This is a genomic window from Massilia sp. TWP1-3-3, from assembly GCF_049897805.1.
Classification (GTDB): domain Bacteria; phylum Pseudomonadota; class Gammaproteobacteria; order Burkholderiales; family Burkholderiaceae_D; genus Telluria_A.
Genome location: NZ_JAFCWX010000011.1, coordinates 54,968 through 81,725, shown reverse-complemented (window position 1 = coordinate 81,725; position 26,758 = coordinate 54,968). Strand labels below are relative to the sequence as shown.

General features: G+C 63.6%; 27 protein-coding genes and 1 tRNA gene. 21 read left to right on the top strand and 7 right to left on the bottom strand.

Annotation, left to right across the window (positions count from 1 at the left end; all coding sequences use genetic code 11):
• Positions 1–118 precede the first annotated feature (118 nt).
• The 13 genes from ACP7D4_RS13325 to ACP7D4_RS13265 all read left to right on the top strand — a co-directional run bounded on the left by ACP7D4_RS13325 (position 119) and on the right by ACP7D4_RS13265 (position 14,826).
• Positions 119–1,396, top strand: coding sequence for a D-amino acid dehydrogenase (locus ACP7D4_RS13325; RefSeq protein ID WP_426209525.1), 1,278 nt, complete (start codon positions 119–121; stop codon positions 1,394–1,396).
• A gap of 98 nt (positions 1,397–1,494) precedes the next feature.
• The gene (locus ACP7D4_RS13320) at positions 1,495–1,923 is read left to right on the top strand and encodes a YchJ family protein (RefSeq protein WP_426103750.1); all 429 of its coding nucleotides are present in this window, start codon (positions 1,495–1,497) and stop codon (positions 1,921–1,923) included.
• Positions 1,924–1,931: 8 nt separating this feature from the next.
• Complete coding sequence (locus ACP7D4_RS13315) at positions 1,932–3,539, top strand: carboxyl transferase domain-containing protein (RefSeq protein ID WP_426209523.1); 1,608 nt, start codon at positions 1,932–1,934, stop codon at positions 3,537–3,539.
• A 12-nt stretch (positions 3,540–3,551) separates the two neighbouring features.
• Positions 3,552–4,337: an enoyl-CoA hydratase/isomerase family protein gene (locus tag ACP7D4_RS13310; RefSeq protein ID WP_426209522.1), complete on the top strand. Its 786-nt coding sequence runs from the start codon at positions 3,552–3,554 to the stop codon at positions 4,335–4,337.
• Complete coding sequence (gene bioA, locus ACP7D4_RS13305) at positions 4,337–5,665, top strand: adenosylmethionine--8-amino-7-oxononanoate transaminase (protein ID WP_426209520.1); 1,329 nt, start codon at positions 4,337–4,339, stop codon at positions 5,663–5,665. Before ACP7D4_RS13310 ends, bioA begins: the two co-directional genes overlap by 1 nt.
• A complete protein-coding gene (bioF, locus tag ACP7D4_RS13300) occupies positions 5,665–6,849 on the top strand; it encodes an 8-amino-7-oxononanoate synthase (RefSeq protein WP_426209518.1) in 1,185 nt (394 codons plus the stop codon). The genes bioA and bioF overlap by 1 nt, the downstream gene beginning before the upstream one ends.
• Positions 6,850–6,851: 2 nt before the next feature.
• A complete protein-coding gene (gene bioD / locus ACP7D4_RS13295; RefSeq protein WP_426209517.1) occupies positions 6,852–7,664 on the top strand; it encodes a dethiobiotin synthase in 813 nt (270 codons plus the stop codon).
• 25 nt (positions 7,665–7,689) lie between these two features.
• Positions 7,690–8,724, top strand: a complete 1,035-nt coding sequence (gene bioB / locus ACP7D4_RS13290) for a biotin synthase BioB (RefSeq protein ID WP_426103756.1) — start codon at positions 7,690–7,692, stop codon at positions 8,722–8,724.
• A 34-nt stretch (positions 8,725–8,758) separates the two neighbouring features.
• Positions 8,759–10,804, top strand: a complete 2,046-nt coding sequence (locus ACP7D4_RS13285; RefSeq protein ID WP_426209516.1) for an acetyl/propionyl/methylcrotonyl-CoA carboxylase subunit alpha — start codon at positions 8,759–8,761, stop codon at positions 10,802–10,804.
• A 193-nt stretch (positions 10,805–10,997) separates the two neighbouring features.
• Complete coding sequence (locus tag ACP7D4_RS13280) at positions 10,998–11,927, top strand: 2-hydroxyacid dehydrogenase (RefSeq protein ID WP_426209515.1); 930 nt, start codon at positions 10,998–11,000, stop codon at positions 11,925–11,927.
• A 30-nt stretch (positions 11,928–11,957) separates the two neighbouring features.
• Positions 11,958–12,875, top strand: a complete 918-nt coding sequence (locus ACP7D4_RS13275; RefSeq protein ID WP_426209513.1) for a hydroxymethylglutaryl-CoA lyase — start codon at positions 11,958–11,960, stop codon at positions 12,873–12,875.
• Between the two features lie 33 nt (positions 12,876–12,908).
• Positions 12,909–13,520: a hypothetical protein gene (locus tag ACP7D4_RS13270; protein WP_426209512.1), complete on the top strand. Its 612-nt coding sequence runs from the start codon at positions 12,909–12,911 to the stop codon at positions 13,518–13,520.
• 97 nt (positions 13,521–13,617) lie between these two features.
• Complete coding sequence (locus ACP7D4_RS13265; protein WP_426209510.1) at positions 13,618–14,826, top strand: hypothetical protein; 1,209 nt, start codon at positions 13,618–13,620, stop codon at positions 14,824–14,826.
• Positions 14,827–14,946: 120 nt separating this feature from the next.
• On the opposite strand, the gene ACP7D4_RS13260 is transcribed toward ACP7D4_RS13265, so the two are convergent.
• Positions 14,947–15,023, bottom strand: a tRNA-Pro gene (locus tag ACP7D4_RS13260).
• Positions 15,024–15,286: 263 nt separating this feature from the next.
• Complete coding sequence (rsmI, locus tag ACP7D4_RS13255; RefSeq protein WP_426209508.1) at positions 15,287–16,195, bottom strand: 16S rRNA (cytidine(1402)-2'-O)-methyltransferase; 909 nt, start codon at positions 16,193–16,195, stop codon at positions 15,287–15,289.
• A 17-nt stretch (positions 16,196–16,212) separates the two neighbouring features.
• Between rsmI and ACP7D4_RS13250 the strand changes: the two genes are divergently transcribed.
• From ACP7D4_RS13250 to ACP7D4_RS13230, 5 genes are all read left to right on the top strand, one after another.
• Entirely contained in the window at positions 16,213–17,517 is a 1,305-nt protein-coding gene (locus ACP7D4_RS13250) for a penicillin-binding protein activator (protein WP_426209506.1), read from the top strand.
• A gap of 1 nt (position 17,518) precedes the next feature.
• The gene (locus ACP7D4_RS13245) at positions 17,519–17,878 is read left to right on the top strand and encodes a YraN family protein (protein WP_426106834.1); all 360 of its coding nucleotides are present in this window, start codon (positions 17,519–17,521) and stop codon (positions 17,876–17,878) included.
• Between the two features lie 79 nt (positions 17,879–17,957).
• Entirely contained in the window at positions 17,958–18,554 is a 597-nt protein-coding gene (locus ACP7D4_RS13240; protein WP_426106833.1) for a phosphoheptose isomerase, read from the top strand.
• A complete protein-coding gene (locus tag ACP7D4_RS13235; protein ID WP_426209504.1) occupies positions 18,547–19,194 on the top strand; it encodes a BON domain-containing protein in 648 nt (215 codons plus the stop codon). The genes ACP7D4_RS13240 and ACP7D4_RS13235 overlap by 8 nt, the downstream gene beginning before the upstream one ends.
• A gap of 4 nt (positions 19,195–19,198) precedes the next feature.
• Positions 19,199–19,720, top strand: a complete 522-nt coding sequence (locus ACP7D4_RS13230) for a peroxiredoxin family protein (RefSeq protein WP_426106831.1) — start codon at positions 19,199–19,201, stop codon at positions 19,718–19,720.
• 14 nt (positions 19,721–19,734) lie between these two features.
• Here the strand turns inward: ACP7D4_RS13230 and ACP7D4_RS13225 are convergent, their stop codons facing one another.
• A complete protein-coding gene (locus tag ACP7D4_RS13225; protein WP_426106830.1) occupies positions 19,735–20,589 on the bottom strand; it encodes a DUF3034 family protein in 855 nt (284 codons plus the stop codon).
• Between the two features lie 253 nt (positions 20,590–20,842).
• Here ACP7D4_RS13225 and ACP7D4_RS13220 point away from each other — a divergent pair, with 253 nt between their 5' ends.
• Both ACP7D4_RS13220 and ACP7D4_RS13215 read left to right on the top strand, forming a co-directional pair.
• A complete protein-coding gene (locus tag ACP7D4_RS13220) occupies positions 20,843–21,433 on the top strand; it encodes a sigma-70 family RNA polymerase sigma factor (protein ID WP_426106828.1) in 591 nt (196 codons plus the stop codon).
• Complete coding sequence (locus ACP7D4_RS13215) at positions 21,430–22,134, top strand: anti-sigma factor (RefSeq protein ID WP_426209503.1); 705 nt, start codon at positions 21,430–21,432, stop codon at positions 22,132–22,134. The genes ACP7D4_RS13220 and ACP7D4_RS13215 overlap by 4 nt, the downstream gene beginning before the upstream one ends.
• Positions 22,135–22,239: 105 nt before the next feature.
• On the opposite strand, the gene ACP7D4_RS13210 is transcribed toward ACP7D4_RS13215, so the two are convergent.
• Both ACP7D4_RS13210 and ACP7D4_RS13205 read right to left on the bottom strand, forming a co-directional pair.
• Complete coding sequence (locus tag ACP7D4_RS13210) at positions 22,240–22,677, bottom strand: group I truncated hemoglobin (protein WP_426106826.1); 438 nt, start codon at positions 22,675–22,677, stop codon at positions 22,240–22,242.
• A gap of 39 nt (positions 22,678–22,716) precedes the next feature.
• A complete protein-coding gene (locus ACP7D4_RS13205; RefSeq protein WP_426106824.1) occupies positions 22,717–23,142 on the bottom strand; it encodes a PaaI family thioesterase in 426 nt (141 codons plus the stop codon).
• 111 nt (positions 23,143–23,253) lie between these two features.
• On the opposite strand from ACP7D4_RS13205, the gene ACP7D4_RS13200 reads away from it, so the two are divergent.
• Positions 23,254–23,841 carry a DUF1287 domain-containing protein gene (locus tag ACP7D4_RS13200; protein ID WP_426209501.1) on the top strand — a complete coding sequence of 196 codons (588 nt, stop codon included), beginning with the start codon at positions 23,254–23,256 and terminating at the stop codon, positions 23,839–23,841.
• Between the two features lie 6 nt (positions 23,842–23,847).
• On the opposite strand, the gene ACP7D4_RS13195 is transcribed toward ACP7D4_RS13200, so the two are convergent.
• Both ACP7D4_RS13195 and ACP7D4_RS13190 read right to left on the bottom strand, forming a co-directional pair.
• Entirely contained in the window at positions 23,848–24,996 is a 1,149-nt protein-coding gene (locus tag ACP7D4_RS13195) for a DUF4114 domain-containing protein (protein WP_426209499.1), read from the bottom strand.
• 109 nt (positions 24,997–25,105) lie between these two features.
• Complete coding sequence (locus ACP7D4_RS13190; RefSeq protein ID WP_426209498.1) at positions 25,106–26,701, bottom strand: mucoidy inhibitor MuiA family protein; 1,596 nt, start codon at positions 26,699–26,701, stop codon at positions 25,106–25,108.
• Positions 26,702–26,758: the final 57 nt, after the last annotated feature.

The following is a 26,758-nucleotide window of genomic DNA, read 5'->3' as shown; positions in this document are numbered from 1 at the left end:
TTCAAGTGTAATCCCAAAACGGCAGAGCTTCCCCGGGATGTGTAACAAAGTAGCGCGGCATTTCCACAGTTAGCGTGCATACTCGGCCATCAAGGCAACGGAAGGATTGCAGATTCTTATGCAGCAAGTAATTGTCATTGGCGGCGGCGTGATCGGCTTGACTTCGGCCTGGTGGCTGCTCGAGGCCGGGTTTGGCGTCACGCTGCTTGAGCAAGAACCGGTGGTGGCGGCGGGAGCAAGCCACAGCAATGGCGGGCAACTGAGCTACCGCTATGTGGCGCCGTTTGCCGGCCAAGGCGTGCCGCTCAAGGCCATGCAGTGGCTGTTCCAGCAAGACGGCCCGCTGCGCTTTCGGCCCGAAGCTGACCGGCGCCAGTGGCGCTGGCTGGCGCAGTTCCTCGCTCATTGCCGCGCCGACATCAGCCGCCGGACCACTGCCCGTTTGCTGGCCTTGGGTGAACTGAGCCGCCAGTCGCTGGTCCAACTGGAGATCGCGCTGCCGAGGGCGCAATTTGCATGGCGCGAGGCGGGCAAGCTGGTGGTGTACCGCTCGCCCCGCCAGTTTGCTGCGGCGGTCGCAGGCGCGGCCGGCGTCGGCCAGACGAGCACCGCCCAGGCGGACGCTGGCCAAGTACTGACGCCATCGCAATGCGTGGCGCTCGAGCCCGCGCTTGGTCCTGCCCTGGCGGGGGCGCCGGGCCTGCTGGCGGGCGGCATTTACAACAGCGGCGAAGCGGTGGCGGACTGCCAGGCGTTTTGCCACGCCTTGCTTGCGCGCTTGCAGGTGCATCCGCGCTTTGGCGGTATGGTCCATGCGCGGGCGCGCGGGTTCGTGCTAGCGAACGGAAACATTGCGGGCATCGATACAGACACCGGCTTGCTGTCGGCGGACGCCTTTGTATTAGCGGCAGGCATTCGCAGCCGCGATCTGGCAGCGACGGCGGGTATCTACTTGCCCTTGTATCCCATCAAGGGTTACAGCCTGACGGCGCCGATTCGCGCCGGCGACCTGGCGCCGCAGGTCAGCGTCACCGATTTCGAGCGCAAAGTGCTGTATGCGCGCATCGGCGACCGGCTGCGCGTGGCGGCGATGGCCGATATCGTTGGCGACAGCGCGCATATCGACCCGCGCCGCGTCGCCGGGTTGATCGCCCAGGTGCGCACGATGATGCCGCATGCGGCCGATTACGGCACTCTGACCGCCTGGGCGGGACTGCGCCCGGCGACGCCCGGCGGCGCGCCCCTGATCGGCGCCACCCCGTACAAGAACCTGTGGCTGAACGTGGGCCACGGCGGCCTGGGCTTCACATTCGCCTGCGGTTCGGCCCATATTCTTGCCGACCTCATGCGCGGGAAGGCGCCGCCTATTCCCATGGATGGGCTGACGCTGGCGTGAGCCGTTCCAGCCGGGCATGGGCGAGCTGCGGCAGACGCGATCCGCCCTTCCTGTCGAATATGGCGGATAATTGCACGGTTTTCATATTGCCAAGCGCCATGCCTGCACCATCTACCTGTCCTTGCGGCGGCCCCTCACTGGCCGCCTGCTGCGGTCCCTACCTTGCCGGCGACGCAATCGCGCTCAGCGCCGAGGCACTGATGCGCTCGCGCTACACGGCCTACACCCTGCGCGACGAGCCCTACCTGCGCGCCACCTGGCACCCCGACACCTTACCGGCCGGGCCCATCATCGATGAAAACGAACGCGTCCAATGGCTGGGGCTGGCGATAGAATCCACTTTACGTTTACGTAAACGTAAAGTAGACTCACCCGCATCACCAAACGCCGATACCGTAGAATTCGTGGCGCGCTACAAGATCAATGGCCGGGCTCACCGCCTGCATGAAGTGAGCCGCTTCGTGCGCGAAGAGGCCGGCGGCGCAGCACGCTGGTTTTACCTGGACGGCAGTTTCCCGGACAAATAAGGATCGCAATGCCCCACATCGACAGCAAACTCAATCCGCGCAGCGACGACTTCAAGGCCAACGCGGCAGCCATGCAAAGCATCGTCGACGACCTGCGCGCCAAGGTCTCGGCCATGGCTGCGGGCGGTGGCGCCGCCGCCAGCGCCAAGCATGTCGCGCGCGGCAAGCTGCTGCCGCGCGACCGCGTCCAGATGCTGCTCGATCCGGGCACGCCCTTCCTCGAGTTTTCCCAGCTGGCCGCCTACGGCATGTATGAAGGCGCGGCGCCAGCGGCCGGCATCATCACCGGCATCGGGCGCGTGTCCGGCCAGGAATGCGTGATCGTCTGTAACGACGCCACCGTCAAGGGCGGCACCTACTACCCGATGACGGTCAAGAAGCACCTGCGCGCGCAAGAGATCGCCGACCAGAACAACCTGCCGTGCATTTACCTGGTCGACTCGGGCGGCGCCAACCTGCCCAACCAGGATGACGTGTTCCCCGACCGCGACCATTTCGGCCGCATCTTTTTTAACCAGGCCAATCTGTCGGCCAAGGGCATTCCGCAAATTGCCGTGGTGATGGGTTCGTGCACCGCCGGCGGCGCCTACGTGCCGGCGATGAGCGACGAATCGATCATCGTCAAGGACCAGGGCACCATCTTCCTGGGCGGCCCGCCGCTGGTAAAAGCGGCCACCGGCGAAGTGGTCACGGCCGAAGACCTGGGCGGGGGCGACGTGCACACGCGCCTGTCCGGCGTGGTCGACCATTTGGCGCAAAACGATCTGCACGCGCTGTCGCTGGCGCGCACCATCGTCTCGAACCTGAACCGCACCAAGGTGCAGCAAATGGCCTTGCGCACCGCCAGCGAACCGACATACGCGCCGGAAGAACTGTATGGCGTGATCCCGGTGGACACCCGCAAGCCGTTCGACGTGCGCGAAGTCATCGCCCGCATCGTCGACGGCAGCGAGTTTGATGAATTCAAAGCGCGCTACGGCACCACGCTGATCTGCGGCTTTGCCCATATCTACGGCGTCAAGGTCGGCATCATCGCCAACAACGGCATTTTGTTTTCCGAGTCGGCGCTCAAGGGCACCCACTTCATCGAGCTGTGCTGCCAGCGCAAGATCCCCCTGGTCTTTTTACAGAACATCACCGGCTTCATGGTCGGTCGCAAATACGAAAACGAAGGCATCGCGCGTAACGGCGCCAAGATGGTCACCGCCGTCGCTACCGCCGCCGTCCCCAAGTTCACCGTCATCATCGGCGGCAGCTTTGGGGCGGGCAACTACGGCATGTGCGGGCGCGCGTTCTCGCCGCGCTTTCTGTGGATGTGGCCTAACGCGCGCATTTCCGTCATGGGCGGCGACCAGGCCGCGTCGGTGCTGGCCACCGTCAAGCGCGACGGCATCGAGGGCAAAGGCGGACAATGGACGGCCGAGGAGGAAGCCGCCTTCAAGCAGCCGATCAAGGAGCAGTACGAACACCAGGGCCACCCCTACTACGCCACCGCGCGCCTGTGGGACGATGGCGTGATCGACCCGGCCGACACCCGCATGGTGCTGGGCCTGGGCTTGTCCGCCGCGCTGAACGCGCCAATTGAAGACACCAAGTTCGGTGTCTTCCGCATGTAAGGAAAGCCGAACATGGAATACGAAACTCTCACCGTCGCCGTCAAGGACATGGTCGCCACCGTCACGCTGAATCGTCCCGACGTGCGCAATGCGTTCAACGAATTCACCATCGCCGAACTGTCGCTGGCCTATAGCGAACTGGGACGCCACGACGGCGTGCGCGCCATCGTGCTGGCCGCAAACGGCCCCGCATTTTGCGCCGGCGCGGACTTGAACTGGATGAAAAAAATGGCGCTCTATTCGCACGCCGAAAACGCCGAAGACGCGGAAAAGCTGGCCGACATGCTGCGCACCATCTACCTGTGTCCCAAGCCGGTGGTCGCCAAGGTGCAGGGCGACTGCTACGCCGGCGGCATGGGCCTGGTCGCGGCATGCGATATTGCGGTCGCCTCCAACGGCGCCTTTTTCTGCCTGTCGGAAGTCAAGCTCGGCCTGATCCCGGCCACCATCTCGCCCTACGTGATCAAGGCCATGGGCGAGAACGCGGCGCGGCGCTACTTCCTGACGGCTGAAAAATTTACCGCCCAGGAAGCGCACCGGATCGGTTTCGTGCACGACATCGTGGCCGCCGAGGCGCTCGACGAGCACGTCGCGAGCATCGTCAAGGCGCTCGTCACCAGCAGCCCGAACGCAGTGCGCGAGGCCAAGGTGCTGGTGCGTGAAGTGAGCGGCAAGGCGGTCGACAGCGCGCTCGTGGTCGACACCGCAGAACGCATCGCCAACATCCGCTCGTCCGACGAAGGACGCGAAGGCGTTGCCTCGTTCCTCGAAAAACGCAAGCCGTCGTGGCTGAACTGATGCCACAAGACTTGGTCAACCGCAGCCTGCGCAGCGTATGGCACCCCTGCACGCAGATGCAGCACCACGAAACCGTGCCCTTGATCGCCGTCAGCCATGGCCGCGGCGTCTGGCTATACGACCATGAGGGCAAGCGCTACCTGGACGCCATCAGTTCATGGTGGGTCAACCTGTTTGGGCACGCCAACCCGGTCATCAACGCGGCCCTGAAGGACCAGCTCGACCGGCTCGAGCACGCCATGCTGGCCGGCTTCACGCATGAACCCGTGGTGCGCTTGTCCGAGCAGCTCTCGAACATGACCGGGCGCGTTTTGGGCCACGCGTTTTATGCCTCGGACGGCGCGTCGGCGGTGGAAATCGCGCTGAAAATGAGTTTCCATGCGTGGCGCAATGCGGGCCGCTCAGGCAAGCAGGAATTCGTGTGCCTGAAGGGCAGCTATCACGGCGAGACCATCGGGGCGCTGGCCGTGACCGACGTGGCGCTGTTCAAGGATGCCTACGGCCCGCTGCTGCGTTCGGCGCGCGTGGTCGCCTCCCCGGACGCGCGCGGCGCGCTGCCTGGCGAAAGCGCGCAGGATGTGGCGCGCCGCGCCGCGCAGGATGTCGAAAACCTGTTCCTGGAACGGGCCGACCAGATCGCCGCGATCATCATCGAGCCGCTGGTGCAGTGCGCCACCGGCATGGCCATGCACGACCCGCTGTACCTGTCGCTGGTGCGCGAACTGTGCGACCGCCATTCGGTGCACATGATCCTCGACGAGATCGCGGTCGGGTGCGGGCGCACCGGTACGTTTTTTGCCTGCGAGCAGGCCGCCATCTGGCCCGACTTTTTGTGCCTGTCCAAGGGCATCAGCGGCGGCTACCTGCCGCTCTCGCTGGTGCTCACGCGCGATGAAGTGTATGAGGCGTTCTACAGCGCCGACGTCACGCGCGGCTTTTTGCATTCCCACTCGTACACCGGCAATCCGCTGGCCTGCCGCGCCGCCCTGGCGACGCTGCAGATTTTCGAGGACGACGATGTGCTAAACAATAACAAGCTGCGCGCCGCCAGCTTGAGCGCGGCGCTGGCGCCCTTGGTCAATCACGAGCGGGTGCGCCACTTCCGCCAGCGCGGCATGATCTGGGCCTTTGATGCGGTGGAGGCGGACGCCGCGCGCGCGGCCACATTCTCGCGCCGCTTTTTTACCAGCGCGCTGGAACACGAACTGCTGCTGCGCCCGATCGGGCGCACCGTCTACCTGATGCCGCCGTATATTTTGAACGATGAGGAAACCAGCGCCCTGGCCGAACGCACGCGACTGGTATTTGAATCGGTGATTGGTCCGTAATGAAAATGATAGAAGAAATCGAGCGCACGCTGGCCCAGTTGGAGGCGCAAGGATTGACGCGCCGGCGCCGGGTGGTGCAAACGCCTTGCGCGGCGCGCGTGAGGGTGGGCGTGGACGAACAGGCACTGCTCTCGTTTGGCAGCAATGACTATCTGGGCCTGGCGTCGCATCCGCGCGTGGTCGCGGCGCTGCGCGAAGGGGCGCAACTGTACGGCGCCGGCAGCGGCGCCTCGCACCTGATCAGCGGGCATGGCCAGGCGCACGAGCAACTGGAAGAGCGGCTCGCGCAATTTATGGCGCCCCATCTTGAATCGGCACGCGCGCTCTCGTTTTGCACGGGATACATGGCCAACCTTGCGGTCTTGACCACCCTGGGCGAGAACCCCGATGCCGAGATATTTTCCGATGCCTGGAACCACGCATCGATCATCGACGGCGCCCGCCTGGCGCGCGCACAGGTCAAAGTGTTCGCCCATTGCGAGCTCAATGCCCTGGGCGCCCTGCTGGACGCCAGCAATGCCACCAGCAAGGTGGTGGTCACCGACAGCGTGTTCAGCATGGACGGCGATATTGCGCCGCTGGCCGGCATGCTGGCGCTGTGCGAACGGCACGGCGCCTGGCTGGTCGTGGACGACGCGCATGGCTTTGGCATCCTGGGCGACCATGGCCGCGGCGCGTTCGAGCACTTTGGCCTGCGCTCGGCCAACCTGGTCTACATGGGCACTTTGGGCAAAGCTGCCGGCGTGGGCGGGGCGTTCGTCGCCGCGCACGCGAGCGTGATCGAACTGATGATCCAGCGCGCGCGCGCTTACATCTACACGACCGCGGCGCCGCCGGCGCTGGCGCATGCGCTGCTCGCCAGTATCGACATCATTGATGGCGACGAGGGCACGGCACGCCGCAAGCACCTGGCCGCGCTGATCGCCCAGTATGACCGCGAGGTCGTGCTCAAGCGCTGGCAGCGTGTGCCGTCCAACACGGCAATCCAGCCCATCCTCATTGGCAGCAATGAGGAAGCGCTGCGCGCGGGCGCAGCCTTGTATGAACGCGGCCTTTGGGTTCCCGCCATCCGCCCGCCCACGGTAGCACCCGGAACGGAACGGTTGCGTGTGACGCTGTCCGCCGCGCACACCCACGATGAAGTCGCCCAGCTTGCCGCTGCGCTCAATGAACTGGAGGAGTAGCCATGAGCCTCAATGAACCCGTAGTCCCCGTAGTCCCCATGGTCGACGCCGAACCGGCAGTCATGCAAGAACCCGTGGTGGAAACTGAACCGGCGCTCGGCGTCGAAGGCTTGCCGTCGCGCTTTAGCTGCTTTGTGACCGGCACCGACACCGAGATCGGCAAGACGCTGGTCTCGTGCGCGATTCTGCACAAGCTGGTCGCCGGCGGCGTGCGCGCCTGCGGCATGAAGCCGGTGGCAGCCGGCGCGGCGATGGTCGACGGCGAACTGCACAACGAAGACGCCGACCTGCTGGTCGCCGCCGGCAACGTGAACCTGCCGCGCAACCTGACCACGCCCTACATGCTGCGCGAGGCGTGCGCACCGCACATCGCCGCAGCCATGGATGGCGTGGCGATCGAAGCGGTGCCCATCATTGCCGCCTACGCCGAAGTGGCGGCCGCCTCCGACGCGGTCGTGGTCGAAGGCGTGGGCGGATTCCGGGTGCCGTTTTCGGACGACTTTGACAGCGCCCAGATGGCCGAACAACTGAACCTGCCGGTGATCCTGGTGGTGGGCCTGCGCCTTGGCTGCCTGAGCCACGCGCTGCTGACGATTGAAGCGATCGTGCGGCGCGACCTGGTGCTGGCCGGCTGGGTGGTCAACGAGATCGACCCCGACATGTGCTTTGCCGACGAAAACATCGCCGCGCTGGCCGCGCGCATCCCGGCCCCGATGCTGGGACGCGTGCCTTACCTGAACAACGCGACGGCTGCAGAAGCGGCCAAATTTATTGATCTCGCGGGACTGCCCGGCTTTCCCTCCAAGCGAGACTGAACGACTGAACCCTGAAGGAACCAATATGACCCAAACCACCGCCGTCTCTTTCCACGCGCCTGCGCCCGCCATCACCTTGCCCGACGCCGCCACCTGGCCGCTGGCCGACGTGCTGGCGCTGTTCGACCTGCCGTTCGCCGACCTGATGTTCAAGGCGCAAAACGTGCACCGCGCGCATTTCCCGGCGGGCGACGTGGAACTGGCGACGCTGTTGTCGATCAAGACCGGCGGCTGCGAGGAAGACTGCAGCTACTGCCCGCAGGCGGCGCGTTACGACACCGGTGTGGAAGCGAAGAAGATCCTCGGCATCGACACCGTGCTCGACGCCGCGCGCCAGGCCAAGGCCAACGGCGCCACGCGCTTTTGCATGGGCGCGGCCTGGCGCAGCCCGAAAGAGCGCGACATGGAAAAGGTCGAAGAGATGGTGCGCGAAGTAAAGGCACTGGGCCTGGAAACCTGCGCCACGCTGGGCATGCTCGAGGAAGGCCAGGCTGACCGCCTGAAGAACGCCGGCCTGGACTACTACAACCACAACCTCGACACCGCGCCTGAGTTCTACAGCAACGTGATCTCGACCCGCGAATACCAGGACCGCCTGGACACGCTGGGCCGGGTGCGCAGCGCCGGCCTGAAGGTGTGCTGCGGCGGCATCGTCGGCATGGGCGAATCGCGCCTGCAGCGCGCCGGGCTGATCGCCCAGCTGGCCAACCTCAATCCTTATCCGGAATCGGTGCCGGTCAACCACCTGGTGCAGGTCGAAGGCACGCCGCTGCATGGCCTGGACCCGCTCGACCCGTTCGAATTCGTGCGCACCATCGCCGTGGCGCGCATCACCATGCCGCAGGCGCGCGTGCGCTTGTCGGCCGGCCGGCGCCAGATGGGCGAAGCGGTGCAGGCGATGTGCTTTTTGGCGGGCGCCAATTCGATTTTCTACGGCGACAAGCTGCTCACCACCGACAATCCGGAAGCCGAAGACGACCGCGTCCTGCTGGCCAAGCTGGGCCTGGTGACGCGCGCATCCACGCTCGACAAGGCGCCAAAAGCATCTTGCGGCGGCTGATCGAACCACTCCAAACACAAAACGGAAACGCATAATGTTCACTAAAATCCTCATCGCCAACCGTGGCGAAATCGCATGCCGGGTCGCCGCCACCGCGCGCCGCATGGGCATCAAGACCGTGGCCGTGTATTCGGATGCGGATGCGAATTCAAAACACGTGGCGGTGTGCGATGAAGCGGTGAACATCGGTCCTGCCGCGGCCAAGGAGAGTTACCTGTGCGGCGACAGGATCATCGCCGTGGCGCTGGCCACCGGCGCCCAGGCGGTGCACCCGGGTTATGGATTTTTATCCGAGAACGCCGACTTTGCCGACGCCTGCGTCGAAGCAGGCCTGGTGTTTATCGGGCCGCCCGGCGCAAGCATGCGGGCCATGGGTTCCAAGTCGGCCGCCAAGTCGCTGATGGAAAAGGCCGATGTGCCGCTGGTGCCGGGCTACCACGGCGAGAACCAGGATCCGGATTTCCTGCGCGAGCAGGGCGACCGGATCGGCTACCCGGTGCTGCTCAAAGCCTCGGCGGGCGGGGGCGGCAAGGGCATGCGCGTGGTCGAGCGCTCGGAAGACTTTGTCGCGGCGCTGGCCTCGTGCAAGCGCGAAGCGATCAGTTCCTTTGGCGACGACAAGGTACTGGCCGAAAAATACCTGCAGCGTCCGCGCCACATCGAGATCCAGGTGTTTGCCGACCAGCTGGGCAACTGCGTCTACCTGCACGAGCGCGACTGCTCGGTGCAGCGCCGCCACCAAAAGGTGCTGGAAGAAGCGCCGGCGCCGGGCATGCCGCCGGAGCGGCGCGCCGCGATGGGAGAAGCTGCCGTGGCGGCCGCGCGCGCGGTTGGTTACGTGGGCGCCGGCACGGTTGAATTCATCGCCAACCAGGACGGTTCGTTCTACTTCATGGAGATGAACACGCGATTGCAGGTCGAGCACCCGGTGACCGAAATGATCACCGGTACCGACCTGGTGGAGTGGCAGCTGCGCGTGGCGGCCGGCCAGCCGCTGCCAAAAATGCAGTCCGAACTGGCCATTCATGGCCACGCGATCGAAGCGCGCATCTATGCGGAAAACCCTGAAAAGGGCTTCCTGCCGTCGATCGGCACGCTGCGCAACATGGATACCCCGGACGCGGTCAATTTTGAACTGGGCGGCACGCCCGGCGGATCACCCGCAGCAGTGCGCATCGACTCCGGCGTGCGCGAAGGCGACGCCATTTCGCCGTTCTACGATCCGATGATCGCCAAGCTGATCGTATGGGGCGCGGACCGCAAGCAGGCGCTCGCGCGCATGTCGCAGGCGCTGGCCGAATTCCAGCTGGTGGGGCTGGCCAGTAACATCGCCTTTCTCAAGCGGCTGGTGGAAGGCGCCGCGTTCTCCAGCGCGGACCTGGACACCGGCCTGATCGAGCGTAACGGCGACACGCTGTTTCCAGCGCCGAAGTCCGCTCCCGTCGGTGCGCTGGCGCTGGCCGCCGTCGCGCTGATCGAAGCGGAGAAGGATGCGTCGGCGGCGCAGTCGGCCAACCCGGCCGACCCGTGGGGCAATGCCCTTGGCTGGCGCCTGAACAGCGCCTACCAGCGCCAGCTCTCGTTCGCCGACGAGTACACCGCCAGCCGGGACGTGAAAGCCTATACCGTGGCGCTCACTTACCATGCGCACGGCTGGGACTTGATCGTCAACGGCATCGATGCGGCGCTGTCGGTGACGGCGCGCGAAGGCGCGAACTTGTCGGTCAAGCTGGGCGCCACGTCGATCCACGGCACGGTGCGCCGCGATGGCGAGGTGTTCCATGTTTTCACCGGTGGGCGACACTTCCAGCTGACCTACAACGACCCGATGGCGCATGCCGGCGAAGTAGAAGCGGCGGGCGGGCGGCTGACGGCGCCGATGCCGGGCAAGGTGGTGGCGGTACTGGCCAGCAAAGGGCAGCAGGTGAAAAAGGGCGATCCCCTGGTGATCATGGAAGCGATGAAGATGGAGCACACCATCGCCGCGCCGAGCGATGGGCTGGTGGAGGAAATCTTGTACCAGGTGGGCGACCAGGTGGCCGATGGGGCCCCGCTGCTGGCGTTCAAGACCGCAGCGTAAGCACACAACAACCTCAAACCTACATCGTCCTCGCGAAAGAAGCAGTTGCAAAAGGGTAGGTCGGAAAAGCGCAGCGCATTCCGACGGCGTCGCCGGGGCGCGAGCATGTCGGAATGCGCCTTCGCTTTTCCGATCTACGACTTTTGCAACTGCTTCTTTCGCGAGGACGATGTGGTCAAGCCGACTGGAAAATATGCGCATCCTCCTCCACCGCGCCGACGGCGTCACCGAACCCTGGCTGCGCGGCTTTGCCGCCGCGCTCCCGCAAGCGGACGTCATCGTCTGGCAAGAAGGCGCGGCCATCGCTGCGTGCGACTACGCGGTGACCTGGGCCCCGCCTGCGGCCATGCTCGAGCACCTGGCCCACGTCAAGGCGATCTTCGTCACCGGCGCGGGCGTTGACGGCATCATGAAATTTGCCGACCAGCTGCCGCAAGTGCCCATCATCCGCCTGGGCGACGCCGGCATGGCCGCACAGATGGCCGAATACGTGGCCTACGCGGTGCTGCGCTACTTTCGCCGCTTTGACGAATACGAAGCGCAGGCGCGGCGCGGCATCTGGCAGCCATTGCCCCAGTTTGAAAAAGCGGATTTTTCAATCGGCGTGATGGGCGCGGGCGTACTGGGACGGCGCGTACTGGCGGCACTGGCCGCCTTTGATTTTCCACTGCGCGGCTGGAGCCGCAGCGCCAAACAGATCGACGGCGTCCAATGCTTCCACGGCGCCGACGGCCTGGACGATTTTTTGCGCGGCACCCGCGTGCTGGTGTGCATGCTGCCGCTCACGCCCGACACCGCCAACCTGCTCGAGCGCCGGCGTCTATCGCTGCTGCCCCAAGGCGCCTACCTGATCAACGTGGGCCGCGGCGCCCACGTGGCCGAAACGGACTTGCTGGCGCTGGTGCGCAAAGGCCATATTGCCGGCGCCACGCTGGATGTATTTCGCAGCGAGCCGCTGCCGGCGCCCCATCCGTTCTGGGACGAGCCCCGTATCAGCTTGACACCGCACGTGGCGGCGCTGACACTACCTGACGTGAGCGCGGCCCAGATTGCAGAAAAAATCGTTGCGCTCGAACGTGGCGAAGCGGTGGCGGACCTGGTGGATCGTCACGCTGGATATTGATCCAAAAAAATCGAACAAGAGGCTCCCATCATGACACTCCCATCGTTACCAACCCACGTCAAGATCGTTGAAGTCGGTCCCCGCGACGGCTTGCAGAACGAAAAGCAGTCGGTGCCGGCCAGCGTGAAAATCGACCTGGTGGATCGCCTGTCGCGGGCCGGTTTTGCCAACATCGAGGCCGCCTCCTTCGTGTCGCCCAAGTGGGTGCCGCAAATGGCCACCAGCGCCGAAGTAATGGCCGGCATTGCGCGCCGTCCCGGGACGCTGTACTCCGCGCTCACGCCGAACATGCAAGGGTTCGACGCTGCGCTCGCGGCGCGCGCCGATGAAGTGGTGATCTTCGGCTCGGCCTCGGAGGCATTTTCGCAAAAGAACATCAACTGCTCGATCGCCGAATCGATCGCCCGTTTCGAAGGCGTGGCCAAGGCCGCCAAGGAACGGGGCCTGCGCCTGCGCGGCAGCATCAGTTGCGCCTTTGGCTGCCCGTACCAGGGCGAGGTGCCGCTCGACGCGGTGGCCGACGTGGTGGGCCGCATGCGCGAACTGGGGTGCGACGAGATCGACATTGCCGACACCATCGGCGTAGGCACGCCGCGCAAGACGCAGGCCGTCATGCTGCGCGCCGCCGGAGAATTTCACATCGATCGCATTTCCGGGCACTTTCACGATACCTACGGGCAAGCGCTGGCCAACATTTACGCCAGCCTGGAAGTGGGCGTGTCGATTTTCCATTCGTCGGTGTCGGGCCTGGGCGGCTGCCCGTACGCCAAGGGCGCGACCGGCAATGTGGCCACCGAAGACGTGCTGTACATGCTGCACGGGCTGGGGATTGCGACCGGCATCGATTTGGACATGGTGGTCGACGCCGGGCAGTTCATCGCGCAGCACCTGGGGCGCAAGGGTTCCAGCCGCGCGGGCAATGCGCTGGCGGCCAAGCTGGCCGGCTGACGATCACACCATCCACATAACAATCAAGGCCTCATGCACGACTCCGTCTACGCACCACCGAAAGCTGACCTGAGCAAGCGAAGCGATGCAGGCAGCGATGGCGACAACGCCTTCTATGTCGTTTCTACGCGCAAGCTCGCATTGCTTTTCTTCCTGACACTGGGACTGTATCAAATCTATTGGTTTTACAAGAACTGGAGCAGCTACAAGGACCGATGCCGCTACGCCAGCTCGCAGGACCAGAATATCTGGCCGATTCCGCGCGCGCTCTTTTCAGTTTTTTTCGTCCATTCGCTGTTTCGCAAGGTCGAAGAATATGCGATTGAAAAGATGCGCCCGCTAAATTGGAATATCAGCTCGGACGCGACGCTCCTGGTGGCTCTGCTGATCTTGTCGAACGTCATGGGCAGGCTGGCGGGGAAAAACATCGGCTCCCCCTATACAGACTACATCTCGCTGTTGTTGCTGGTGCCGCTGTACTTCAGCTTCCACCGTGCCCAGCAGTTCATCAACATCAGCTGCGGCGATCCGCAAGGCATTAGCAACAGCAAGCTAACGGGTGCCAATTGGGCCTGGATGTTTACCGGCGCCGTTTTTTGCCTGCTCGCTGCGGTGGGCCTCTTCATGCCCGAGCTGGGAAAGTAAGCGCAACCGTCCTTGCGAGGCCGCATCCTTAATTATTTTGCAACACAGGCTTGCGATTGCGGTAAGATTGCCACTCCTTACAGAGCCGAGGCAAGCCATGTTCCTGCGTCACATTCTCCGCCATGCGGCGACCATCCTGCTGGTGCTCGGCGCGCCCTTGGTGCACGCCACAACAGCGCCGGACGCCGCGGTCAAAGTGAACGTGACCCACGTCGCCAAAGATAGCTGGCGGGTTGACTATCAGTTCCCGCAAGCTGTCACCGCGATTAAACTTGCCAAGGTTGGCGAATACCGCGCGACCGCGTGGAACATTCTCACCCCGCGCATGCGCATGACCACTGACGCGGAGCTCGACGTGATTTCCCTCGGCGGCAAGCCATTTCGCACGCTGAGCGTGGAGATCGGCAGGTACAACGGCAAGTTGCAAAAATTCTACGCGCCCTTCAACGGCTTTACCGACGGCGGCGTGGCCCTGTTCCTGGGGCACTTGCAGGGCGACGTGCAGCGCGGCAAACAAAGCGCGGCCATGTCAACCGATATTCGCCTGACCGGACTGGGGCAGGAAAACGTGATTGCACCGCCCCTCAACAAGCTGGCCCCGGGTGGTGAACGCGGGTATGCCTATTTTGGCCCGGCAAAGCCGTACCGCTCCGGCACCACCGTATTCCTGATCGACCCGCAAACCCCGGACTGGGCGCGCGAAACGGTGCTCGACACCGGCGCGGCGATGGGCCGGTATTATGAAAAAGCTTACCAGCGCCGATTGCAGGACGAGATGTTCGTCATGGTGGGAATCGTCGGCTTTGACGCGCCCGGCCTATCCTTGAATGGCGGCGCGGTGCTCGGACAACTTGCGTACCGCTTCGAAGGCAAGCAATTGATTGGCGACCATCCTAAAAAGCGCGAGCTACTGACCAAGATCGTCGCGCACGAGATGGCGCATCTGTGGCAAATGAATGTCGAGCGCGGGGGCGTCGGCGGGGACAACCCCTGGATCCACGAAGGTGGCGCCGAAGCCATGGCGTTGGAAGCCTTGCAGCAAACCGGTTTGTGGAGCACGGAACAAATCACGGCCTATCGGGCTGCGCAGAGGGCAAGCTGTGACAAGCTGGGCGATACGGTAACGTCGTATGAGGGCATTTATGCTTGCGGCTTGACCCGCTTCGACAAGCTGGGCGTTGATATCGTGGCGCTATGGCGGGCCATGATCGTTGCCACGGAGGTGAAGGGCGACCCGTATTCGCAAGAAATGATCGAAGCCATCGTTGCCAGCCAGGGCAGCAGCCTTGCCACGTCATTGACATGACGATTGCCGGCTTGTGCCGAACAAGGGGAAAGCTGAGGGGATGGTACTGAAAGAAACAGCTATAAAGCAGGGATATGACAGGCTGACGAGAACCACAATGTCAGCCTGCATAAGAAATACTGGTCGGAGTACAAGGATTCGAACCTTGGACCCCCTGGTCCCAAACCAGGTGCGCTACCGGACTGCGCCACACTCCGAGGACCAGAATCATAACGGCTGGCGCGGGTATGGTCAAGGGCCGTCGGCGAATTTTGTTGAGGAGCGGTGAAAAAGGTGCGCGAGCCGCCCCGGCACCGCTGGCCCGCTGCTCATAGTCCCCCGACATGCCTCGCGCGACGAGGTCGGCACTGACAGCGGCCCGCGCCAACGGTTTGACCGCAATGGGCGCGCAGAGTGCGGATTAGTTACATTCTGCGGATTAGTGACATTCGCGCACTGGCGGGGAGCCAAAGACGGGGCCCTACGCCTGGCCCTTGATGACGAGGGCGCGGTCGTACAGCGCGTTCTTCTTGCGGCCCGTAATTTGCGCCGTCAGGTTGGCCGCCTGCTTGACCGAACATTCGGCCAGCAAAATATTCAAGATCCGCTCGGCCTCGGCCTCCTGCGCATCGCTGCCGCCGGCGGCGCCTTCGAGCAGCACCACATATTCCCCTTTTTCGCGGTGCGGGTCGGCCTTGACCCACGCCAGCGCGTCCGACAGCGGGCAGCGGTGGATCTCTTCAAACAGCTTGGTCAGTTCGCGCGCAAACACCACTTGGCGTTCCGGCTGGAACACGAGCGCCAGTGCTTCGACGCAATCGAGGATCCGGTGCGGCGCCTCGTAAAACACCAGTGTTGCGCTGACGGTAAGTAATTGCAGCAACGCCGTTTCGCGCTGCTTGGCCTTGGCCGGCAAAAAACCAACGAAGTAAAACTGGTCGTTGACCAAGCCGCTGGCCGACAGCGCCGTCACCGCCGCCGACGCGCCCGGCACCGGCACCACGCGCAGGCCGGCCGCGCGTACCGCGTCCACAATGCGCGCGCCGGGGTCAGACACGCCGGGGGTGCCGGCGTCGGACACCAGGGCGATGCGTTCACCGGCCAACAGCCGGTGCACGATCTTGTCGGCCACTTCGCGCTCATTGTGCTGGTGGGCGGCAAGCATGGGGCGCGACAAGCCAAAACGGCTGAGCAGGTTGCCGGTGTTGCGGGTGTCTTCGCAGGCGACGGCGTCGACCATGCCCAGCACGTGCAAGGCGCGCACGCTGATATCGGTGACGTTGCCGATGGGGGTGGCTACAATGTACAGGGTTGCGGTAGGATAGGACTGCTGTGCAGCTTCGGCCATGACGGGCAATTGGACGATCGGACTGGACTGTTCTTCTGTCATTTGAGGATGTGATGCTTATGAAAATGTTGAAAGGCGTATTTGCCACCGCTGGTGTTGCCCTGCTGGGGGCGTGCAGCACGCCAATGCCCTGCGATCCGACGGGGGGATTGTGCGCGCCAATGCAGGCAAACACAAGTGGAGCACCGCCGGGTTCGCGCGCGGCCGACGCCACGGCGCCGCGCGCTGTGCCGAATGCACTGCCGAATGCGTTGCCCCCGCTGGCCGCAGCGCCCGGCGCCAGCGTCCAGACCATGCCCGTCGAAACGCCCGACAGTGCGTTTTCCGGCACCTCCTCCACCACGCCCACCGGCCGCGCGCCGGTGCGCATCGCACTGCTGCTGCCCACCCGCGCCGAAGCGCTGCGCCTGCCGGCCGAAGCGCTGCGCGCCGGCTTCATGGCCGCCTACGAGCACGAACGCGAAGGCGTCGTCGTCAACGTTATCGAAACCAGCGACGACACCGACGAAACACTGAACGCCTACATGGCGGCCAAGAAAGACAACGACATCATCGTCGGCCCGCTGTCGCGCGCAGGCGTTGGCGCCGTGGCCGCCAGCGGCACCGTCAGCAAGCCGACCATCGCCCTGAACCACCCGGACGGGCGCGGTATCGACAACCCGATTCCGCCCAACATGCTGGTGATCGGCCTGTCGATCGAGGATGAAGCGCGCCAGGTCGCCCAGTGGGCCGCGGCCGAGCATCCCGGCACCAGTGCGCTGGTCGTATCTGGCAACAGCCCGTGGCAACGGCGCCTGGCCGCCGCGTTCGCGGCGCAATGGAAGCAGCTGGGCAACCAGGTCCAGCTGGCCGAACTGACGGCCTCGAACGGTTACCTGAGCGATGCTGCCATTGTCCAGCTCAAGGCGCGGGTCGATACCGAGATGCCGGCCATCATGTTCGCCGCGCTCGACGCCGAGCAGGCGCGCCAGGTACGCGCCATTTTGGGCAGCGAGCTGCCGGCTTACGGCGCCTCCTCGGTCAATCCGGGCCTGACGGCCGGCGGCTCGATGCCTGAACTCGATGGCTTGCGCCTGCTCGACATGCCGTGGCAGATCCAGGGCGACAATCCGGCTGTGATGGTCTATCCGCGCTTTCTGGGCGCCGGCCGCACCCCGGATCTGGACCGCCTGTATGCGCTGGGCATCGATGCCTTCCGCGTCACGCTACAAATTGCCAAGAAGCCCGTGTCAGCATTTCGCATCGATGGCGTGACGGGCCGCCTGGCGGTCAATTTCGGCAACGGCGTTGCCCGTTTTGAGCGCGTCGAGCCGGGCGCGGTGTACCAGAGCGGCAGTTTCAAGCTGGTCGACAAGAAGCAGTGACATGTGGCCCATCCGGCAGAGCGCCAAACAGCGCCAGGGCGAGGGATGGGAGCAGCACGCGCTGGCACACCTGCAGCGGCATGGCTTGCGCCTGGTGGAGAGCAACTTTCGCTGCAAGTGCGGTGAAATCGACTTGATTGTGCGCGATGGCGAAACACTGGTGTTCGTCGAAGTGCGCCAGCGCGCAGGCACCACCCATGGCGGCGCGGCGGCCAGCATCACCCCGGCCAAGATCCGGCGCCTGGTGCGCGCCGCCGAAACCTACCTGCAGCGCTTTCCCCGCGTGCCGCCCTGCCGTTTTGACGTGGTGGCGATCGACGGCGACCAGCTCGACTGGCTGCGCGACGCCATTCAGGTGTAAGCCCAGGGTGCAAGATCACGTGTAAGCAAATTTAACCGCGCTTGCCCGGCCGTGCCAGCCATTGCACTATAATCCCCACATGAATAATCAACGCATCCTCGCCCACTTTCACGAGAGCGCCGAACTGAAGCTTCAGTGCGCCGCCTCCCTGGTCCAACCCATTTCGCAAGCTGTCGAGCTGATGTTCGGCGCGCTATCGAACGGCAACAAGATCCTGGCCTGCGGGAATGGCGGTTCCGCCGCCGACTGCCAGCATTTTGCCGCCGAGCTGGTCGGCCGCTTCGAGCGCGAGCGCTTTCCGCTGCCCGCGCTGGCGCTGACCACCGACACCTCGATCCTGACGGCGGTTGGCAACGACTACAGCTACCGCGAGATTTTTTCCAAGCAGGTCCAGGCCTTTGGCCAGGCCGGCGACATTTTGCTGGCCATTTCCACGTCGGGCAATTCGGCCAACGTGATTGCCGCCGTTGAAGCGGCGCTGGAGCGCGAAATGCGCGTGGTGCTGCTGACCGGCAAAGACGGCGGCGCGCTCGCCAAGTTGTTGACGGACGCGGACGTCAACATTTGCGTTCCCCATTCGCGCACCGCGCGCATCCAGGAAGTCCATCTGGTCACCATACACTGCATATGCGACGGTATCGACGTCGCCTTGTTCGGAGGAGATGCAAATGAATAAATCTGGGAAACCATTCGCGAAATACGGCCGGCCGCTGGCGCAAGCCACCCTGTGCCTTGCCTTGCTGAGCAGCCTGACCGGCTGCGTGGCGCTGGTGGTGGGCGGCGTTGCCGGCGCCGCCGCCGCTACCGCCGACCGCCGCACGCTGGGCGCCCAGGCAGACGACAAATCCATCTCCGTCAAGGCCGACATGCGCTTGCCGAAAATTACCGGCCCTGACGTGCACATCAATGCCAACAGCTTCAACCGCCAGGTGCTGCTGACGGGCGAGGTGAAAGATGAAGCCATGAAGGCGGCCGTCGAACGCGAAGTCAAAGCCATCGACGGCGTGGCATCGGTTGCCAACGAGCTGACCATTGCCGGTCCCGCCACCTACACGGCGCGCGCCAACGATTCGCTGATCACCACCAAGGTCAAAGCCAGCCTGGTGGACATGAAGACGATTTCGGCTACCTCGTTCAAGGTCATTACCGAGCGCGGCGTGGTGTACCTGATGGGCCGCGTCACCCAGCGCGAAGGGCAAGTTGCCGCCGACGTGGCGCGCGGCGTGTCCGGCGTGAACAAGGTGGTCAAGATTTTCGAGTACATCACCGAAGACGAGATGCGCGCCTTGTCGCCACAAAAGGGCGTGCAGCTCTGACATCATGACAGCCGAAAACACGCCCCGTTCGCACTGGATCAAGCCGGCCATTATCGGGGTGCTGGTGGGCGCGATCGCGCTGGGCGCCTACCTGACGATCGGCCGCACGCCGGTGGCGCCGCAAGTGACGTTTATCGATCTGGCCGGGAAAAAAATCAGCACGGACAGCTTGCGCGGCAAGGTCGTGATGGTCAATTTCTGGGCCACGTCGTGCACGACCTGCGTTAAAGAAATGCCCCAGATGGTCGACACCTATAACAAGTTCAAGGGCCAGGGCCTGGAGTTTGTCGCGGTGGCGATGAAGTACGACCCGCCGAACTACGTGATCAATTTCACCGAAACGCGCAAGCTGCCCTTTACCGTGGCGCTCGACAGCGGCGGCGATATCGCCAAGGCGTTCAACGAAGTGCAGCTCACGCCAACTACCTTCGTGATCGACAAGCAGGGCAGGATTATCAAGCGCTACGTGGGCGAGCCGGATTTTGCGGCGCTGCATGCGCTGCTGAAAGATGCGCTGGCAGGTTGAATCGATGCGGCGGCTTAAAACCCCGTCTGCACCGACACATACATGCCGCGCTGGCGCCGGGGATTGAACACCGTCACATCGCCCAGCCCCACGTACGCTGCCGTTACCGACACATGCTTGGTCGGAAACCACGCGACAAACACATCGTAATACGCCTTTTCATCATCCACGCCCAGGTTATGCGGTTTTTGGCGGTACTCCACGCCAACGACGAGCTTGCGCGTGAACATGTACGCGGCTGAGCCTTCCAGCATCGCCTGGTAGCTGTCATGGCGGTCCCCGCCGAAGCCCAGCAAGCCCATCTGGTTGGCCTTGGTCGCGCGCAGCGTGCCGTTCAGCAGCAGGCTGGAATCGAGCAACACCTTGGTCGCCGCCACGTAATAGTCGGTGCCGCTGTCATCCTTGGCCCCCAGTTGCGTGACATTGCTCACCCCCAGGGCACCCAGCCCGCCGACGCCCCGGTTGCGCTTGAACAGCGCGCCGACGGCAATTTGCGGCATTGCCCGGTCCTGGTCGTAGACCGCATCCCCAGCCAGCTTGACCTTGATGCCGACAATATCTTGCCGGATGCTGAGCTGGTCCAGCGGCGCCAGGCTACCCTTGAAATGCTGCTGCGCCAGCGACAGCTCGACCCGGTCGGCAAACCCGACCGCCACGCCCGCGCTGGAGAGCGAATAATCCTGCGTGCGCAGCGCCGTGACGTGCGCGTTGGCGCCCCAGCTGTCACGCGTGCCGTAACCGGTGATCAGCGCCCACGGCACCAGACCACCGCCGCCCGCGCCTTCAACCTGGCTCACGCCGCCCGTCGCCGTCAGCTTGCCGACATCTGGCCGGTTTTGCGCCAGCGTGCCTGTACTGAGCAGCAGCAAGGCGCCTGCGGCGATGCAGGTGAAAGTGCGAGTGCGAGTGCCAGTGCGAGTGCGAGGTCTTTTTCCCATAAGCTTTATATTGCCATAAATTAATAATGATTTAGTGTCTACGTCAACGGCGTCGGATTGGATTCAACTATTTTGCGGTATTTCGCAAATTTTTATGTTGTATTTCCGTATGTAGATGAGATAACCTCAGCCAGCGCGGCCGCGCACGAGCGCGGCTATCCCGACCCAATTCCAAAGGCTTGCAGTGTCCATCGACGTCAAACCGCTCGACCCGCAGCAACTGAAAACCTGGCTCGCCGCTGCCGCCAAGCGCGATGCTACCGCCTTCCGATTTTTATACGATGCAACTTCTTCGAAACTGTTTGGCTTCGCGCTGCGTATATTGAACAAGCGCGAACTTGCGGAAGAGGTGTTGCAAGAGAGTTTCGTTGCGATCTGGAACAATGCCGCCAGCTATCAGAGCCATCTTGCCGCCCCGATGACCTGGATGGCGACCATTGTCCGGAACAAGGCTTTCGACCACCTCCGGCGCAGCGACGTCTCGGTCGAAATCGACGCGGAACAGTTTGATAGTGAAATCATGAATGCTCTACAGGATCCGCAAAGAACCCCGATCGAGGCGCTGCAGATGAGTGGCGACGCCAAGGCGCTGGCCTGGTGCATGTCCGCGCTCGAGGGATTGCAGCGCCAGACGGTGGCGCTGGCGTTTTACCACGACCTGTCGCACAGCGAAGTTGCAGAGCACATGAAGCTACCAGTTGGAACCGTCAAAACCTGGATCAGGCGCAGCCTCGAAAAGCTGCGTACCTGCCTGGCGAAACGGGAGCAAGCATGAACATTCGTCACAACTTGGCGCTGCGGCAAAAGCTGGCGGCGGAGTACGTGCTGGGCACGCTCAAGGGTGGGGCAAGGCGCCGCTACGAAGGCTGGATGCACAATGACGCCGACCTGCGCAACATCACCGCCGAGTGGCAGCAGCGCCTGGCCCCCATGGCCGAGTTTGCGGGTGATGTGCAGGCGCCCAAGTCGGTCTGGCGCGGCATCGAGCGCAGGCTGAACCTGAAAGCGGCGCCGGGGTCCGGCTGGCAGGCGTGGATCAGCGACAACCTGTCGTTCTGGCGCGGCCTGGGCGTGGTGTCCACCGGGCTGGCGGCGGTCTTGATGGTGCTGGTGCTGAGCAAGACGGGCGTGGAGCCGCCAAGCATCAATTATGTTGCCACGCTGACCGATGAGAAGGCGCAAAACGCGCTGGTGGTCACGGCCGACACGCGCAATCATGCGCTTGATGTGCGAGTGATCAACAGTGCGCACGTGGCGGCCGACAAGAGCTTGCACCTGTGGGCTGTGCCCAAGTCGGGCAATCCGCGTTCGCTGGGCGTGCTGGCGGACAAGCGTGGCCATTTCGTGCTGGCGGAAAACGCGATCAGTGCGGATGTGGCGGTTCTGGCCGTGACGCTCGAGCCAAAGGGTGGCTCGCCGGATCCGAATGGACCGACGGGGCCGATACTGTACAAGGGTAACTGGGTTCGGCTCTGAGCTACATCGTCGCCGCGTGCGCCAGGATGATGTTGGTTTGCTTCTCGAGTGCACTAAAGTTGCGACTTGTGCGCTGAGCTGCGCGCGCCGTGTAGGTGAGGAAAGTTATTTCGTCACAATCGCGCGCTGCATCGGCGCCAGCTTTGCCACCAGCTTGTTCTGATAGCGCGACGGCACGCCCACGCGTTCCATCGCCATCTGCAAATCCTCGGCCAGCGCGTTGAACTGCGCGCGCGTGATGTTGAGTCCATCGTGGATCTCGACCATATCCTTGCCCTGGTAGGTGCACGGCCCGCCGCTGAGGGCGCAAAACTGCTCCTCGAGGCGCATGGCCAGATGCTTCATGTCGCTATCGGCGAACGATTCCTTGATCCTCGGGTCGGCCAATACCAGCGGAATCAAGGCATCCACAATCTTTTTGATTCCGCTCTTGCCACCAAGCCCATGGAAAGTGGCGGCGTCCGGCGCAGGCGTTTGGGCCATGCCGGCAGAAGCCAGGCAAAGCAGGGCGCTGCAAGCCCATCGTGCGGTGATGATTTTCATGGTTACTCGATAACGCGAAACAATGCGTTCAATTTAGCATTACTTTGGATACAAAATCATTTGCGTGCAACGGAACAGGGCAATTGTCTTGCCGTTGACCTCATTGGTAACGATTACATCCCACACTTGCGTTGTCTTGCCCAAGTGCGCCGCCTTGGCCACGCAAGCGATCGCTCCATCGCGCGCGGTGCCGAGGTGGTTCGACTTCAGTTCGATGGTCGTGAAGCTGTTGGCGCCTTCGGGCAGGCTGGCAATGCAGGCATAGCCGGCGGCCGTGTCGGCCAGCGTGATGACTGTGCCCGCATGCAGATAGCCGTTGGGCGCCAGGTGATGCGGCTTGATCTCCAGCCGGGCTGACGCTTCGCCGTCGGCAATGCCCACGATTTCGATGCCCAGATAGCCGGGCAAGCTTGCCGCGCCAAATTTGTTCAGCGCTTCGGGGGTATAGGATTTTTCGTTGCTCATAACAGTCTCGCTTCAAAGGGTCACAAGATTGTACGATTTATTCAAGCGGCGAGTGCATGGACGGCCAGAAGCATGACAAGATTGCAGTTCCGACTACAACCTGCGATTCCCATGCCTAAACTGCTGCCCATCCTGCTGTTCGCCCTGCTGCCCGCGTTCACACAAGCCCGGCCGGCGATCAGCCTGGTCGACGCTGCGCGCAGCCAGGTTGGCGTCACGCTGTACTATGATCCCGCTTACAAGAAGCTGGCCTACCCGGGGGGTGACGTTGCGCTCGAGCGCGGCGTGTGCACCGACGTTGTCGTGCGTGCCTACCGCAAGCTTGGCGTCGACCTGCAGCAACTGGTGCACCAGGATATGGTCAAGGCATGGGGTGCGTATCCCCACGCACAAAAGTGGCAGCTCAAAAAGCCGGACACGAATATCGACCATCGGCGGGTTCCCAACCTGGCAACCTTTTTCGCGCGCCATGGAACAACCGTGCCACCCAGCAAGGCCGGCCGCGATTACTTGCCTGGCGACGTAGTCACCTGGCGCTTGCCGGGCAACCTGACGCATATCGGCATCGTCGGCGACAAGCCGTCACAGGCCGGCGTACCGCAGATGATTCACAATATTGGCGGCGGCGCCCAGGAAGAAGACATGCTCTTCAAATATGAGATTACGGGGCACTACCGCTGGCAGCCCCCAATGCCCTGATCGCGGTCAGCGCACGCCGCCGGGGTTCAGCGTGCCCTGGTTTGGCGAGTTGACGGTGCCGGAACCCTGGCCGGGATTGGTGCCATCGCCCAGGCCGGAACGGTTGCCTTTGTCGTTGGCCACGACGTTGCTGCTGGTCGGTGCTACGGGCTTGGCGCCGGCAGTGGTGGTACTGGTCGCTGGTTTTGGCGCCGTAGCTGCCGTAGTTGATGCAGTTGTTGCCGCCGCCGGTTTGGCCGCCACCGGCACCACGGTCGTAGTCGCCGGTTTCGCCGCCGGCGCAGGCGCCACGGCCGGTATGGTCGGCTGGAGCGCCACATCCTTGTTCGCAACCGGCGCCGGCGTTGCCGGCTTCACGGCAGTATTCGTGACAGCGGGCGTTGCTGGTACTGTCGTTGCCGGCTTGAGGGGAGCGTCTTTGACTGCGGCGGGCGTGAGGACAGGCTTTGCCGTGTCCGGCTTGGCAACGACCGGCGCGGCGGCTGGCCTGGGCGGAACAAGCGCAGTCGGATTGCCCGATACCGGGGCGAACGCGGGCGCGGACGCGGACACGGGCGGCGCGGCTGCGGGCACGCTGCGTACCTTGATGATGGCATCGTTGAAATCGCGGTCGCCGCCGCCGCGCAAGTCTTCGAAGCCAACCCGCACGCCGCCATCGGCCAGCTTGCTGACCTGCGTATGGTCGACCTGGTCTGCATTGGCGGATTTGCCGCCGGTAGTGAAAAAATCACCTTGGCCGTTGTCGATGCCGAACTGGATTGTCGTTCCCGGCTTGAAGGTGCCCAGGTCAACGGTGCCGGTCTGGTTATCGATGCCGACGTATTGCCTGGTCTTGAAATTGTCGGTGGAATAGTAAATCTTGTTGGCGTAGCCCGAATCGGACGCTTCGATGTCAAGCACCACCCGGCCAGTCCCGGCCACAACGCCCTTTTCATTCGTCTCGAGCGCTTCCGGTGTGCCCGCTACAGCCGCAGGCACGGCCTTGGCCGCCGTGTACAAGCCCAGGTCCTCTTTCGGCTTGCCGACAGCGACGATGCTGGACGGCTTGGCAGGCGGGGCAGACGGTGGCGGTGGCGCCTTTGGCTTGGCAGCAATAACGGGGGGCAGTTTGATTTGCGACTGCGTTGCTATGCCGGGACTAAGGGTGGATGCCATCGCCGCTGCTCCAAAAGTGTGAGGGACATTTTAAATGTATCACTAGTATTGCGACGTGGCAATATTTTTAAGCCGGTGAAGGTGGATCCGGCCACGCAGGCACTGCCGCCTAGCGCAGTCCTACCATGGCGCCATCCTTGGGAAAATTGATGCTGTAAGCGACCTTGAACTTCGCTGTGTCGCCTGCCGCCAACTTCGTGGTCCAGGCCACCACGCCGCGCCGCTCCTCCCAGGCCAGGACGCCCGGCTGCGGCTCGAAAGTCGCCTGCACCTTGATTTCTTCGGCGGTGGCTACGGGCGATGCTTCGATCACGATCACGTCTATCGCCTTTTTGTGGCGGTTGACCAGGGTGAACACATCGGCGATGTTGCGCGCGGCGCGTCCGTTAAAGATGCCCTTGCTGCCCGACATGCCTTCGACCGCCGCCACCGATACCGTCAACAGTTCATCGCGGCCGAATGAAAACAGCGCTTTCTCGCCATCTTGCAAGGCCCACTGGGTGGCGCCGATATAGCTGCCGTCGCGGAACAACTGGATGGTACCGGCTGGCCACACACCGTCCGGACGGGCGGCTTCCGCCATGACAATGGCAAATTTTTCCAGCCGCGGCGTCACGCGCAGATGCTGCTTGACCGCCAGCGTCTGGCTCGACAGCGACACCGTCACCTCGCGCCCGTCGGAGGCCAGCGTGACATAACCGGGCACGTCGAATTGCGTTGCAAAGGTGGTTTGCGACTCGGCCGTAAAGCTGGTGTCGAGTTCGTCGACGGCAACACGGTTCCTGTTCCCCGATACGGACACGGTGACCGGTGCCGGCGCCGCTGCAAAATTGAACGACGTCGGCTTGGCCGGTTGCGGCGCGCGCCATGACAGCAGCCACGGCTGCGCCTGCGCGCCCACCGGCGACTGGCCCGGCTTGGCGGTCGACAAGGTCATCTTCACCTTGCTCCAGTCTTCGCCGGTGTTCTGGATGATGGTTGCCTGGCGTTCCAGGTCGACCGTCGAACCATGCGAATCGAGGCTGGCGCGATAGAGCGCCTTCCAGCCGGCGTTGGCCAGTTGGTAGCTCACCATCAGCGTACCCGCGTTCGCGGCGGTCAGCCGAACCGTGACCTGGCGTGTATCCTTGGTGCCCGATTGCGCGGTGGCCAGGTCGCGCTGCAGCGCCTCGATCTTGCCGGTGATGGCGCGTTGCTGGACGGTGAGTTTTTCGATCTTGAGCAGGGACTCGCTGGCCCCATGGCCCAGGGTGCCGATAATGGCCGCCAAGCCCTTGGCATCGATGCCGGCCGTTGATTTCTGGCCAGCGCCGGCGCCGGCGTCAAAGTGTTCAATGTAATTTTTGACGATGGTTGCCGACTTGATTTCGGCGCCCAATAGCGCATGCTCTTGCGTGAGCGCTTCGATCTTCGCTGCCAGCGCTGCCTCGGCCGGGTTGACTGGCGTGCTGCTTGCCGCTTCCTGCGTCACCACGGCAGCGATGCGAATGCCCGGCGCGCTCTTGACGCGCAGCGTTTGCAGGTCGACATTGGCGGGCAAGCCGGGCAACACGACTTCGGTAGCGCCTGCGCTGACCTGCGCCGTGCGCGTGACGGTGGCGCTGCCTGGATACAGCGTCACGGAAGTGACGGGCGCGCTGACGCCGGCCAGGCATTGCGTGCTCAGCAGGCCGAGGGCACAGGCGGCGATCATGGGGTGGCGCATGGAAAATCCTTTGAAAATGGATGCCGGGACGGCGGGCGGGTCAATCGAAAACAGTTC

Coding starts and splice junctions, on each gene's coding strand:
- ACP7D4_RS13265 (WP_426209510.1), top strand. CDS start 13,618: ATGTTCCTGCGTCACATTCTCCGCCATGCGGCGACCATCCTGCTGGTG.
- rsmI (WP_426209508.1), bottom strand. CDS start 16,195: ATGACAGAAGAACAGTCCAGTCCGATCGTCCAATTGCCCGTCATGGCC.
- bioD (WP_426209517.1), top strand. CDS start 6,852: ATGAGCCTCAATGAACCCGTAGTCCCCGTAGTCCCCATGGTCGACGCC.
- ACP7D4_RS13270 (WP_426209512.1), top strand. CDS start 12,909: ATGCACGACTCCGTCTACGCACCACCGAAAGCTGACCTGAGCAAGCGA.
- ACP7D4_RS13190 (WP_426209498.1), bottom strand. CDS start 26,701: ATGCGCCACCCCATGATCGCCGCCTGTGCCCTCGGCCTGCTGAGCACG.
- ACP7D4_RS13235 (WP_426209504.1), top strand. CDS start 18,547: ATGAATAAATCTGGGAAACCATTCGCGAAATACGGCCGGCCGCTGGCG.
- ACP7D4_RS13315 (WP_426209523.1), top strand. CDS start 1,932: ATGCCCCACATCGACAGCAAACTCAATCCGCGCAGCGACGACTTCAAG.
- ACP7D4_RS13310 (WP_426209522.1), top strand. CDS start 3,552: ATGGAATACGAAACTCTCACCGTCGCCGTCAAGGACATGGTCGCCACC.
- ACP7D4_RS13245 (WP_426106834.1), top strand. CDS start 17,519: ATGTGGCCCATCCGGCAGAGCGCCAAACAGCGCCAGGGCGAGGGATGG.
- ACP7D4_RS13200 (WP_426209501.1), top strand. CDS start 23,254: ATGCCTAAACTGCTGCCCATCCTGCTGTTCGCCCTGCTGCCCGCGTTC.
- ACP7D4_RS13215 (WP_426209503.1), top strand. CDS start 21,430: ATGAACATTCGTCACAACTTGGCGCTGCGGCAAAAGCTGGCGGCGGAG.
- ACP7D4_RS13240 (WP_426106833.1), top strand. CDS start 17,958: ATGAATAATCAACGCATCCTCGCCCACTTTCACGAGAGCGCCGAACTG.
- ACP7D4_RS13210 (WP_426106826.1), bottom strand. CDS start 22,677: ATGAAAATCATCACCGCACGATGGGCTTGCAGCGCCCTGCTTTGCCTG.
- bioA (WP_426209520.1), top strand. CDS start 4,337: ATGCCACAAGACTTGGTCAACCGCAGCCTGCGCAGCGTATGGCACCCC.
- ACP7D4_RS13325 (WP_426209525.1), top strand. CDS start 119: ATGCAGCAAGTAATTGTCATTGGCGGCGGCGTGATCGGCTTGACTTCG.
- ACP7D4_RS13230 (WP_426106831.1), top strand. CDS start 19,199: ATGACAGCCGAAAACACGCCCCGTTCGCACTGGATCAAGCCGGCCATT.
- ACP7D4_RS13280 (WP_426209515.1), top strand. CDS start 10,998: ATGCGCATCCTCCTCCACCGCGCCGACGGCGTCACCGAACCCTGGCTG.
- ACP7D4_RS13195 (WP_426209499.1), bottom strand. CDS start 24,996: ATGGCATCCACCCTTAGTCCCGGCATAGCAACGCAGTCGCAAATCAAA.
- ACP7D4_RS13320 (WP_426103750.1), top strand. CDS start 1,495: ATGCCTGCACCATCTACCTGTCCTTGCGGCGGCCCCTCACTGGCCGCC.
- bioB (WP_426103756.1), top strand. CDS start 7,690: ATGACCCAAACCACCGCCGTCTCTTTCCACGCGCCTGCGCCCGCCATC.
- ACP7D4_RS13285 (WP_426209516.1), top strand. CDS start 8,759: ATGTTCACTAAAATCCTCATCGCCAACCGTGGCGAAATCGCATGCCGG.
- bioF (WP_426209518.1), top strand. CDS start 5,665: ATGAAAATGATAGAAGAAATCGAGCGCACGCTGGCCCAGTTGGAGGCG.
- ACP7D4_RS13250 (WP_426209506.1), top strand. CDS start 16,213: ATGAAAATGTTGAAAGGCGTATTTGCCACCGCTGGTGTTGCCCTGCTG.
- ACP7D4_RS13275 (WP_426209513.1), top strand. CDS start 11,958: ATGACACTCCCATCGTTACCAACCCACGTCAAGATCGTTGAAGTCGGT.
- ACP7D4_RS13205 (WP_426106824.1), bottom strand. CDS start 23,142: ATGAGCAACGAAAAATCCTATACCCCCGAAGCGCTGAACAAATTTGGC.